Raw genomic sequence first — 12,096 nt, forward strand, 5'->3', positions numbered from 1 at the left:
GATTGATGTCTTCGCAGTATCGCGCTTCTCTCCGGGATCGGCCTGCGTGGCCCTCCCATTATGGGACCAGAAGAATGAGGCGGAACAATCTAATCGGCGACCTGATCGCAATAAACGACCGTACCAAGACAACGACGCGAACTCACCCCATCCGTCGTCCTGCGAGGGACATCTTTCCACCGGCGGCGGAATCTTCTTGTCTCCTTTTGTTCCTGTCACCTTGGTTGCTAATTACGCAGCAACAGGCAAGCTCCCCCGTGTCCAACAGAATTCGGTTCCGTCACTCCACATGCGATGCATGATCACTGCAAGCCGTCGGGCCAAGGCTACAACCGCCTTTTGCCTGCCGCGGCGTTTGGCAATATTCATCGCCCAGGCTCTTAGCCACGACCATTTCTTAACAGTTGTCAGCAAGACTTGCGCTGCTTCATAGAGGAGGCCGCGCATCGTGCCGTCGCCACAACAGGATACTCGTCCAACCCGTTTGCTTTCACCTGACTCCTTGAGTATCGGCGTCAAACCAAGCACAGGGCCCACCGCCTTTGAGTGCGCAAACCGCTCGGGAATATCGATCGTTGCCGTATAGGCCAGAGCCACGACAGGACCAACGCCGGGGATCGTCATCAATCGGCGGCAGATTTCATCATCGCGTGCCAGATCCAAAACCTTCTTGTGCAGCCTGGTGAACTCTTCGCGTAGCAGTTTGCGTGCAGTCAACAAAGACTGCATGATTTCGCGAAGATCCGGCCTGTCTTCGACGAGCTCATTGATCCGCTCCTCGAATTTGACCTTGCCAACCAATCCGACTTTCAGTTGCGCAACAATCCGCGAATGTCATTCGCGATGGCGATGGCTTTTTCCTGCAGGAGTTTGCGCGCCGTCAGCAATGCCCGGTGCTTCTGGCTCGTCAGTGTCTTCACGTGCACAGGCCGGTAGAGATTGACGCGCATCATCTGGGCTATGCCACGCGCGTCGTTGCGGTCCGTCTTATTCGGTTGGGCTTTCAAAAATGCCTTGGCGTGCCTGGTCTCGATGCAGATCGCCGGCAATCCTGCCTTAGCAAGTCCTTCATAAAGCCATTGCGACAGTGGTCCGGCTTCAAGACCGATCCGCTCGATCTGCCACCTCGCATCCTTAATCACCGAGATCAAATCCTCAGGGTGACTGGCAACCTTCATCTCCCGGCAAATCTTGCCTGTTTCATCAACAATGCAAATGGCGGTCTCTTTCACGGAGACGTCTAATCCCGCATAATGTTTCATGCTGCGCTTCTCCCTTCGATGCTTGAGGCTGTTGAAAGACATGACCTCGTTTTACCATCAGCCAGAAGCGCAGCACCACAAATCCACAATGGCCAACGATGAGGCGCAAAGCCGAATACCCCATCTAATTGCACGTGGGGTGTCAAGCATTTTGATGTTGAAACGACACTGCCGGGTGCATGGTTGGCTTCGCGGTCGACATTAGCCGCCGCTCGGTCATACGGTTCGTTTGATACTGCCCGCCTATGTGAAGCCATCACTACATCATCAGCCAGTATCCGCGCCTCGATCGCAGCCGCAATGAATGCCCTCTAACGTGAGATGGCGGTTTCTTTCCCGAAAGACTCCTTGGCGGCAACCGGAGCCGCGAAATATTTCGGACCCCTCACCTCATTCCATTCCTGCAGCAGTACCCGGTGTGCTCGTCCGCGGATCTGACATAGCGGTATCTGCCGAGCTCATCGGATTTGCGGGTCACGCTACATGCGTGCCCCCAGGCGCAGCAACAGGAGATCACTTGGCAGGTCACTGGCGTCTACTGTTACCCAGAGTGTGGTGCTTTCGCTCCGAGCGACACAACTCTCTGCGGAGGCGACCGCAGTTGGTCGAGAGACCGTGCGCCCACATTTATGATGGTAGATCGGCCAGCATGTAGATTAGTCAATAGCATTGAGGCTTCGACCCTCGGGGTAAGAAATTTTCGATGCCACATCAGTGAACGCACTGCATAGAAACGCCGCAGCCGGCATAGATTTTATCACCAAATGGTGCTATTTTCCGCGCTTCAACTAGGGAGCTGCTACATCATGCGATCAACTATTAACCTCGACGATACGCTTATGGAGAAGGCCAGGTTCTTGACCGGTACAAATGAAACAGCGGCCCTAGTGCGCCAGGCGTTGGAAACGCTTGTCCGTGTGGAGTCCGGAAAGCGCCTCATCGCGCTCGGAGGAACTATGCCCGATGCCGAGGCAGCTCCGCGCCGCCGGAGCGCAGCAGCCAAGTGATCCTCGCGGACACCTCGATCTGGATTGATCATTTTCGTCGTGTTGATGCGGAGCTGCGCAGGATTATTGAAGACGACCTCCTACTTTGCCACCCAGCCGTGATCGGTGAGCTGGCGCTTGGCAGCCTTAGGGATCGCGGCAGCGTGATCGCTTTTCTGGCGGCGCAGCGCGCGGCGGTCGTCGCCACGCACGACGAAGTCATGACAATGATCGATCGCCACAGTCTTTTCAGCATCGGCATTGGCTACACCGATGCTCACCTGCTGGCATCCGTCCTTCTTGACCAGCGAGCGACCTTATGGACCAGAGACAAGCGCCTAAGAGCGGCGGCCGAAAAGGCAGGCGCTTCACTGCACCTACCCGTAAATCGTCCGAACTAAAATTGCCAAACCAAAGCCCTTATTTTAAACGCCCCAGTAGCCGACATCGGCCCGGCGTGATTGGAATGACCAATTTGGGGCCTACAGCAGTCCTTCCGCTTGCAGAATAACGGCGCGATAGCGTGATGTCCGAAACGGTCTCCAACAGCGTAAGGGATTTTTGCTGAAGTCGCTTCATGGGGCAATGACGTTCGAACTGATTGCTTGCCAAATACAGGGTCGCTGCCTTCGCCAGTTCAGGAGCGATGGCAGGGGCCATCCGAATGGCCGCCTTGCGCCAACAGCGCTTATGAGGGACCGCATTGAATGGCTTAGATAGGGCCGTTCCACACAAGCCATTAGGCGATTTTCAAGGTACAGAAACGAGAACATCACTCTTTGCTGCGGTCAGGCCATCTCGCACTGCGCCCTCAACCGGCCAAAGGCTCGGGCTCGACTTTAAAATGTACCGCTTCACGACAATTGAGCTCCCGAAGGACCGCAGGGAGATTGGCAAGGCGCGGGTTGCCGCGTGGCCCGAACATCCGCATCAAGTTCTTCGGATCCATCGCCACAGCTTCGCTGAGCTGATCAAAGCCGACGGTCGCATTGATGTGAACTCGGATCCCCGAAGTCAGCTCCGCACGGTCGCCACCGGAATGCTCTGTCTCGTATTTTGGGACAATTGCGAAGCCGGCCGCCGAGGAGGCGCGATGAGTGCAGGAGATGAAGTTGTAGGTGCTACTTCCGCATCCAGCGAATTCGAGAGCTTGCACGAAATCGTTGGGAAAGGTCATCAGATTCTGCCGAAAGAAAAAATGGGATAGCCTTATCGGTGGCGCTGAAACGGAGACAACGCTCAAGCGCAACCGTCTAACCATCGATTCCATTGCTTTCAAACCCGGCGTGCTGCGCAATGTCAGCACCATAGACCTTTCCGTCGAGCATTTTGGCCGCACGCTGCGACTGCCGGTGTTTCTCGCGCCTACGATGCCGCCCTGACAGCCACGAAGGCTGCCGGGTACGGACCCTGTCACAGCTTCGTCCCCGACTGCTCCTGACGCCCGAAGCAAAAGAGCTGAAGGCTGCATCGGCCTGCGACGTGCTGGTCGTTGGCGCGGGTGCCGCGGGGATTGCCACCGCCGCCAGCTTGCTGAAACATCGCAAGTGCCTCAACATCATTGTGCTACGAGTGGCTTCGGTTCCTTGTCGGTCCACTGTGGCGGAAGACCGTATTTGCCCGCCACGGCGCCCAGCACGCCAGGGGCTCGACCAAACGCTTCACACGCGGCGTATTTCGGCTTCCCTCCGAACCAGGACTGCACCCGGTTTCTTGAAGGAACCGAAATGTCCAGCATTTTCGGCTCCCTGCCCGTAATCAACATTCGCGAAAAGTCGCTCGCGAACTTCGTTGCCAGGCCATACGCGTCACCCACCTCGGAATAACGGGGTTTGTCCTGAATGAAATTCGCCCCGCGGCCCCACATCATCGCAGCGCGTTGTACGCTGGTACTATCGACGGCTTCTGCCTCAACGGCGAGACCGCCGAGACCGAACGGTATACGGGGTATGCCAACAAAAGGCACCTCGCTGGGTAGCGCAAAACCGCCGCCCACGCTAACGACGGTTGCAGCGCCCGCCACAGCCTTGTTGGTCGGCACTATATCGGTGATGACAGAACGGATTGTCAAATCTGCCGGTTGGTCGGAGGAGACCATTTGGTATTTGTCGCTAAGGGCGACGCACAAGGCCCGGTCGAGCGCGTTGGACACCAGAAAACGGTCGGCCTCCGATTTGGTCCTGGATGCAGCGATGAAGGTAAAGCTTGTCGGGACGATCCGGACCGTCTTCACTTGGGACAGTTGCCGGCCATCGATATAAAGCCGCCGCTTCTTGCCCAACTTACCCTTTGGGGGGCCAAGATTGCTGTAGGAGGTAAGCGTTCCACTTTCCTTTATGGGCATCGAGGTACATCCCGTGGCGAGGAGAGCCGTGATCAATACCAAGAAAACGGAAAATAAATGCTTTGGCGGATCGCCAACCAAGCGACGGAAGAGATGAAGATTGCTGCGCACTTTCGTTGGCCTCCAATATTGACTTCGGAAGGACACTGGGAGTGAAGGATTGCCGCAGCATTACAAAGACGTATTGTGAGAGGAAACCGAGGACATAGGATCAGAAAAATCGGCAGAGGAAGTGGATTGCCGTCCAGCAGTGCCGGCCCGTCACAGTTTTAAAGCTGAATCGTCACCTTCGTGCCATGTGGGCTGCTTTGTAAGCTGATGCGACCGCCGTGATTTGTAACGATTTGCTTCACAAGGCTCAGGCCGAGTCCCGCGCCTTGGCTTTTGGGTGTCACGCGGTAAAATGGTTCGAAAACCAGTTCCTGATGATCGGCCGGTATGCCCGGGCCTTCGTCCGTCACTGATATCTCGCCGCGGGACGAAACCGTAACGGATATCTCTCCCCGACCTCCACAGTGATCGATTGCGTTGCGCACCAGATTGCCGATTGCCCTTGTCAAAGCTGGCGCGCTGCCACTGCGGTTCAGACGTTCCACCTCACGGTGAAAGGAAATCTCATAGCCCGCCGAGATCGCCAGAGGAGCAATGTCTCCCACTGCCGTTTGTGCAATTTCAACCAAATCCACAGTGCCATCAAGGTCGACCGCCTGGTCATTGCGTTCAAAATCGAGGAGTTGCTCGGCTGTATCGGCCAAGCGTGCGACATCGTCCAATATACGACTGCGCTCCTGCCCCTCGGTCATTCCGTCGATCCGTAGCTGCATGATCGCAATTGGTGTTCTAAGTTCGTGCGCCGCATCGATCAAGAATCGCTGGCGCTTCCTTGCCTCGTTCTCAAGGCGACCGAGTGTTCCGTTAAAAGCCATGACCAGAGGAGCGACTTCCTTGGGGATGCCGTCTACCGGAAGGCGTGTTCCATGCCGGCGCGGTTCGATTTGTGATGCCTTTTCAGCGACGTCGCTCACCCGCGTCAGCGCGCGGCCGACAATTCGCGGAATGGCAAGAAAAATCGCAGGCAGAGCGACAGCGAGCAAAGAGATATAGATCGGATAGGCCTTGGCCAACAGGGCAAAAACCGGTGAGCCTTTGTCAGCCACGCCACCAAACAGAATTCGAACCTCACCCACGGCTGTTTCGGCACTGTCAACCGTGGCGACCTCATTTGTCGCAGCGGATCCCCGGATATCTGCGTCGTCGAATAGATGAACCAGATGCGCGAGCTCGGCATAGGCTGGGGGAATGGCGCCGTAAGACACCGACACGCCATCCACGGTGGCCGCCACATACCACAGTGAGCTGATCTGCTCCTTGAGCGCTCTCAGCTGCGGAGTTTCCTTTAACTCCAAGCGTCCTCGGCTGTCGCGTGCCGCCGCCCCGGCTATCGCTGAGCCAATCTCCTCCTCCATGGCAATATTCGGCGACATGATTGTAGTGGCCCAGATGCAAAGTCCGAGAATCACCGCAGCAACAACGGCGACGATGACCAGACTTAGCTGCCAGCTCAGCCTCCACCACAGCGAAGGGTTCGATTTCCCTGTCATGCGCATCATTCTTCCTTCAGGAGATATCCAACGCCCCGGATGTTGTGGATTGCAACTCCGGAGCCGGCATCCGCCAATCGTTTGCGCAGTCGTGAGATGTGCGCATCGAGAGCATTGGACTGGATTTCTTCCTCGTAATTATAGACAGCCTCTTCCAGCGTCGACCGGAGAACGGTCCTGTTCTTTCGCTTGGCGAGCGCGACGAGGACAAGAAGCTCGCGCCTGGGTAGATCGAATTGCGTCGAGTTGATGGTAACGTTCAAATGCAGCGGATCCATCACCATGCGTCCAGCAACAATCTTCAACTCTATGAGATTTGTTGGCCTTCGAAGCACTGCGCGCACACGCGCCATCAGTTCCTCGACCAGGAACGGCTTGCCGAGATAGTCATCGGCACCAATGTCCAGTCCCCTGACACGCTCCAGCGGCTCGTTTCGTGCCGTCATGACGATGATTGGGGTGTCCCGCCCTGACTGTCTCAGCTTCGGTACGAACGTCAGCCCTTCACCATCAGGAAGGCGTCGGTCCAGGAGGATGGCGTCGTAATCATTTTGAAGCGTCAATTCGAACGCGTCGGCGAGATGCGTTGTGTGGTCGATGACGATACCATGCTTGCCAAGGGCAGCCGCCAGTGCCGCCGCCAGTTCCTTCTCGTCCTCTATCAGTAGAAGTCTCATCTTTCCGTCACCCTTCCGTCCCGGCGTTCTCCGCCACGAAGATTGCAGCAGCATTACGGGAAAAGAACGGCCATCCGGTAATGCTGCTGCAATCGTCGAACTGCAGTAATCAAGCCATGGAAACGCAAAATGCGCGGCAACCAGCAATCCGGCGGGGCCGCTGGCGATCATGAGGACGAGTGCCATGGCTTCAAAATGGACGCAAAGAGCAGCTGCGGCAGGGATACTTCTCGGAGGCATTTATACCATCGTCGTGTTTCTTGATCCCGCACGTGCGACGGTCGATGCGAGCGAACGGGAGGCGGTTACGGCAAGCCAAGCCGATACGCCGTTCGAGCTCTCGCCTATGGAAATCGTAAGGATACAGCCGACAACCCTGGTCGAACGACTCCGGGTGAGCGGCGAGCTTCGGCCAATCAACCACGCAACCCTGCGTGCAAAGCGTGGTGGCAGGATTATTCAAATCAGCGCGCGAGAAGGGCAGGCCGTAAAAGCTGGCGATGTCCTGGTTCACTTTGAAACCGAAGATCTCCAATCCGTGCTCAAGCAGCGCGAAGCGGATCGCGACGCGGCCGAAGCCGAGAGACTGCTCGCTGTTCAATCTCTCGACAGGATCGAACAGCTTACGCGGAAAAACATCGCGCCCACGGAGCAGCTCGATAAGGCGCAAGCCGAGTTTGCAGCCTCAACAGCCCGGCTGGACAGTTTGTCAGCTCAAGTCGAGATTGCGCACTCGGCTTTGCGTGACGCTGAGGTCCGCGCTCCTTTTGATGGTGTCATCGCAAGGCTTGCTATCAACGAAGGCTCGTACATGGCCGCGGACGCCGAGCTTGTCAGCGTCGTAGACACAGCCGTTTTGGAGGCCAGGATGCTCGTTTCGACACGGGACGTGTCTCGGGTTGCTCTCGACCAACCTGTCGCACTGCAGGTCGATGGGCTGGAAGAACAGGCCGTCCAGGGGAAGATAGCACGGATCGGTCCGGTCGCCGACGACGGCAGTCGCTTTGTCCCAGTCTACGTGAAGCTTGCCAACGGCGGGGAACGCCTGAAGGGAGGGATGTTTGCCACCGGCGTAATTGTGGTGCGTCAGCATGAAGAGATATTTGTCGTGCCGGCGACCGCGCTGCGCGAAGATGCGTCGGGAAACTATCTGCTTAAACTGGTGGACGGTCTTCTCGTTCGCCAGCATGTCACCGTTCGACCAAGGTGGAACGGGGACGATACCGTCGAAGTCTCCGAGGGCCTTGCACGGGGCGACACCATCGTGACCGCACCGTTGCCCGAGCTCTGGCCGAATATGGCCGTCACGATTTCTGCGGCGGGCTGACCATGTTTCTCACGCGCATTTCCGTCAATCACCCCGTCTTCGCTACTATGATGATGGTGGTTCTGGTGGTATTCGGTGCTTTCTCCTACGATCGCCTTGGCGTTGACCAGTTTCCGAATGTCGATGTCCCGGTCGTGCTGGTGACGACGGGCTATCCCGGCGCGACGCCCGAGACGGTCGAGAGCGAAGTGACCAGACCAGTCGAGGAGGCGCTGAAGACGATCAGCGGGCTCGATGAGATCGCGTCCACCTCCTACGAGGGGAGATCCGTTGTCACCGCGAGCTTCAAGCTTGAGGTCGAGAGCGCGACGGCGGCTCAGGACGTCAGGGACAAGATCGCCGCGCTCGAAGCCGATCTTCCCGAAGAGGCCGACAAGCCGGTCGTATCCCGGTACAATCCGTCAGACGAGCCGGTTCTATCGGTCGCGATCAACTCGACATCGTTGGGAGTACCCGAACTCACAACGCTGGCCGAGCAGCGCGTTGTGCGCAGACTGACGACGGTGTCAGGGGTTGGACAGGCGACGCTTGTCGGCGGCCAGAAGCGTCAGATCGATATCGGCATCGACGAAACACGGTTACGTGCGTTCGGCATCGGGATCAATGAGGTCATCAATGTCGTGAAAGCCAGCAACCGGAACAAGCCCGCCGGAAGCGTGATCGGTGATTTTGTCGAGCGGACCATTCAGGTGCAGGGCCGCGCCGCCATGCCGGAAGAGTTTCTGGACATGATCGTCGCGCGTCGCGGCGGCGGACCCGTCTATCTCCGCGACGTCGCCACGGTGAAGATCGGCCCTGCCGATCCCGACAGCCGGGCGATCTACGATGGTAAAGCTGCGCTAGCGATCGATATCGCCAAGATCCAGGATGCCAACACCGTGCAGGTGGTGGCAGACGTGCGCGCGCAGCTTGATCGGCTGAACGCCGAATTGACTGGCCAAGACGTGCAGCTCCAAATCATCAGGGATGCCTCGACACCCATCAAGGAGTCGTTGCAAGAGGTTCAGTGGACACTGATCGAAGGGGCGGCGCTCGCCGTCGCCATCGTCTTTCTGTTCCTGAACTCCTGGCGAAGCACGGTGATCACCGGATTGACGCTTCCGGTCGCGATGATCGGAACGCTCGCCGTCATCGACTTCCTCGGCTTCACCCTCAACACGCTTAGCCTGCTGGGCCTGACACTTTCCATCGGAATCCTCGTAGATGATGCGATCGTGGTGCGCGAGAACATCACGCGCCACCTGCACATGGGCAAATCGCATCGGCAGGCGGCTCTCGACGGCACCAATGAGATCGGGCTTGCGGTGATGGCGACCACCGCCACCATCGTGGCGGTTTTCCTGCCGGTTGCGTTCATGGAGGGCATGGTCGGCCGTTTCTTCTACGAGTTCGGCGTCACCGTTTCCGCCGCCGTGCTGATCTCGCTCTTCGTGGCCTTCACCCTCGATCCCATGCTCTCCAGCGTCTGGCATGATCCCGACGCCGAGCCTAACGCCAAGCGCGGACCGATCGGACGCCTTGTCGCGCGTTTCGATCACAGCTTCGAAAGGCTTGCCGGAAACTATCGGCAGATCATAACGTGGACGTTGCGCTATCGCCTGATCACGCTGTTGCTGATGGCGGGTGTCTTCCTTGGCAGCGTCTGCATGGTTCCGCTGGTCGGCACCGAATTCTTCTCCACTGCGGATGAAGGGCGGTTTCAGATCAATGTGACAACACCCGCCAGCTCCTCGCTGGACTACACGAGGGCCAAGGTTGGGCAGGTGGAGAGCGCCTTGCGCAAGTTTCCCGAGGTGGCCTCGACCTATTCGACCATCAACACCGGCAGCAATATGGGCAAGCACAAGGCTGCCGTCATCGTCAGCCTCGTGCCCCAAGAGGAACGTAAGCGCACGCCCGTCATGCTGGCGGATCCGATCCGTCAGCGCCTTGCGGTCATTCCGGGCATCGCGATCGGTATCATTCAGGAAGCCCTTGGCGGCGGGGCAAGTCCGATACAGCTCAGCGTCCTGGGTGACGATCAAACCGTGCTGAAGAAGACCGCCGCCGCCCTGACCGCCGGCATGCGCCGGATCCCGGGAGTCGTCGACGTCAACTCAAGCGCCAGCGACGCGAAATCCATCTTCTCCGTCCAGCTCAAGCGGGAGCGGGCAAGCGATCTTGGCATTGGCATCCCCGAACTGGCGGGAATGCTCTGGCCGTTGGTCGGGGGAGATATGGTCTCGACATGGACGGACGGGCTCGGCGAGACCTACGACATCGTCCTTCGGCTTCCCCGTGATCAACGCGCCAGCGCCGCCGCCATCAAAGAGTTGATGATGACGACGCCGGGCACCGACGCGGCCGGCAACCCGCGCATGGCACGTCTGGATCAGGTCGCGGACATCGATCTGGTTCCCAGAGCGTCCGAAATCCGGCGTCTGGACCTGTCGCGGGAAGTTCTGATCACGGCCGATGTCTCCGGTCGCGCCGTGGGGGATGTCACGGCCGACCTGGAAGCTCTCATTGCCGGGCAAAACCTGCCGGTGGGCTACCGGATCAAGTTCGGGGGAGACGCCGAGGACATCGGGAAGGCCGCCTCCAACATGCTCAAGGCGCTGATCATGGCGACCATCTTCATTTATATCGTGCTGGCCTCGCAGTTCGGGAGCTTCACGCAGCCGCTCGCTATCATGGCGGCGCTTCCCCTGTCGCTGGTGGGTGTGCTGCTCGGCCTCATGGTCGCAGGGAGCACCATCAACATGTTCTCTATGATCGGCTTCATCATGCTTATGGGCCTCGTCACCAAGAACGGCATCCTTCTGGTTGATTTCGCAAACCGGGAGCGCCAGCGGGGGCTTTCGCTTGCCGAGGCGCTGGTCAACGCGGGCGCGGTGCGTTTTCGTCCAATCATCATGACCACGCTCGCGATGATCTTCGGCATGATCCCGCTAGCATTGGCCACAGCTGGCGGGGGCGCGCAACGAGCACCTATGGCGCACGCCGTCATCGGCGGACTCATAAGCTCGACGATCCTCACGCTGGTCGTGGTGCCAGTCGTCGTGTCCTGTATCGACAGTCTGGCGAGGTGGTTTTCCCGGCCGCGGCAGGATCGAGTCAACCAGGAAGATGTCCAGTCGTGATTATGACGCGCAATAGGATTTACCGCCTTTTTGTCCGGCTGCTTGTATCTCTCTTCTGGGTGGTCACGATCTTCGGAGGGCCAATCGTTCTCTTGGTCTTCGTTGCAGGGCGTTTGGCGATGTGAAACAGACGCTCCTCGGGCATCTAGCATGAACCTCAAAGAGGCTTGAGGCACGTAATGCTGGCGCAATGCATGCTCCCCACGTTGGCCCGACAAAGATTTACCGAGGATTGGTCATGCAAGTTCTTATCGTCATAGTCGCGTTTGCCGCGCAAATTGCGTTGGGGAAGCGCACGCTCTCCCGCGCGGACGGTTGCCTTGGCTCCCTATTACTGTGTGGACGGTTGCCATATGACCTCCCAGAGATGGCCATCCGGGTCTTTGAAGTAAACCCGAATAAATACCCCACGGTCGGTCATGAGCTGCGTCAGTGAGCGTGGCGCCAGCTGCTTTGGCCTGGTTCAGTATTTGATCGACCTCGCCTTTGCTGCCGGCAAGGTACCCAAGGCTGAACTCTGTGGAGCTTGGTACCCCAATGGTGTGGTGTGCATCTTTGGCAAGCTCACTTCGAGGATAAAGGGCAAGGGTAAGGCCGCCTTCCAGGTGAAACATCACTACGGCCCCGGCGGCATGCGTGTCGTCGCCTTTGAAGTCGTCGGCGGTAATACCCTTTGTAGGCAAACCAAGGCCGTCGCGATAAAACGCAAGCGACCGATCCAGGTCGTCGACCCCAAGCGTGACGATACCAATCTGTGGCTTCATTACCCACCTGCGG

At 58.1% G+C, this 12,096-nt stretch carries 8 protein-coding genes and 2 pseudogenes; 5 read left to right on the forward strand and 5 right to left on the reverse strand.

The window, feature by feature from the left end; translation table 11 throughout:
- Positions 1–231 precede the first annotated feature (231 nt).
- Positions 232–1,262 (reverse strand): annotated as a pseudogene (locus tag N8E88_RS10400) (IS110 family transposase).
- 806 nt (positions 1,263–2,068) lie between these two features.
- Here N8E88_RS10400 and N8E88_RS10405 point away from each other — a divergent pair.
- The 3 genes from N8E88_RS10405 (at position 2,069) to N8E88_RS10415 (ending at position 3,630) form a co-directional block, all read left to right on the forward strand.
- Positions 2,069–2,269, forward strand: coding sequence for a type II toxin-antitoxin system VapB family antitoxin (locus N8E88_RS10405; RefSeq protein ID WP_106667672.1), 201 nt, complete (start codon positions 2,069–2,071; stop codon positions 2,267–2,269).
- On the forward strand, positions 2,266–2,649 hold the full coding sequence (locus tag N8E88_RS10410; protein ID WP_106713775.1) for a type II toxin-antitoxin system VapC family toxin: 384 nt from the start codon (positions 2,266–2,268) through the stop codon (positions 2,647–2,649). The genes N8E88_RS10405 and N8E88_RS10410 overlap by 4 nt, the downstream gene beginning before the upstream one ends.
- Positions 2,650–3,366: 717 nt before the next feature.
- Positions 3,367–3,630 carry an alpha-hydroxy-acid oxidizing protein gene (locus N8E88_RS10415; protein WP_262291684.1) on the forward strand — a complete coding sequence of 88 codons (264 nt, stop codon included), beginning with the start codon at positions 3,367–3,369 and terminating at the stop codon, positions 3,628–3,630.
- A 176-nt stretch (positions 3,631–3,806) separates the two neighbouring features.
- On the opposite strand, the gene N8E88_RS10420 is transcribed toward N8E88_RS10415, so the two are convergent.
- From N8E88_RS10420 to N8E88_RS10430, 3 genes are all read right to left on the reverse strand, one after another.
- Complete coding sequence (locus N8E88_RS10420; RefSeq protein ID WP_262291685.1) at positions 3,807–4,592, reverse strand: DUF3313 domain-containing protein; 786 nt, start codon at positions 4,590–4,592, stop codon at positions 3,807–3,809.
- Between the two features lie 269 nt (positions 4,593–4,861).
- Positions 4,862–6,193: a sensor histidine kinase gene (locus N8E88_RS10425; protein ID WP_262291686.1), complete on the reverse strand. Its 1,332-nt coding sequence runs from the start codon at positions 6,191–6,193 to the stop codon at positions 4,862–4,864.
- Positions 6,194–6,198: 5 nt separating this feature from the next.
- On the reverse strand, positions 6,199–6,870 hold the full coding sequence (locus tag N8E88_RS10430) for a response regulator transcription factor (RefSeq protein WP_262292406.1): 672 nt from the start codon (positions 6,868–6,870) through the stop codon (positions 6,199–6,201).
- 184 nt (positions 6,871–7,054) lie between these two features.
- On the opposite strand from N8E88_RS10430, the gene N8E88_RS10435 reads away from it, so the two are divergent.
- Together N8E88_RS10435 and N8E88_RS10440 are read left to right on the forward strand one after the other, a co-directional pair.
- A complete protein-coding gene (locus tag N8E88_RS10435) occupies positions 7,055–8,197 on the forward strand; it encodes an efflux RND transporter periplasmic adaptor subunit (protein ID WP_262291687.1) in 1,143 nt (380 codons plus the stop codon).
- Between the two features lie 2 nt (positions 8,198–8,199).
- Positions 8,200–11,319 carry an efflux RND transporter permease subunit gene (locus N8E88_RS10440; RefSeq protein ID WP_262291688.1) on the forward strand — a complete coding sequence of 1,040 codons (3,120 nt, stop codon included), beginning with the start codon at positions 8,200–8,202 and terminating at the stop codon, positions 11,317–11,319.
- 331 nt (positions 11,320–11,650) lie between these two features.
- Here N8E88_RS10440 and N8E88_RS10445 read toward each other — a convergent pair.
- A pseudogene (locus tag N8E88_RS10445) lies at positions 11,651–12,083 on the reverse strand (VOC family protein).
- Between the last annotated feature and the right edge of the window lie 13 nt (positions 12,084–12,096).

The sequence above is a fragment of the Phyllobacterium zundukense genome (assembly GCF_025452195.1).
GTDB lineage: Bacteria > Pseudomonadota > Alphaproteobacteria > Rhizobiales > Rhizobiaceae > Phyllobacterium > Phyllobacterium zundukense_A.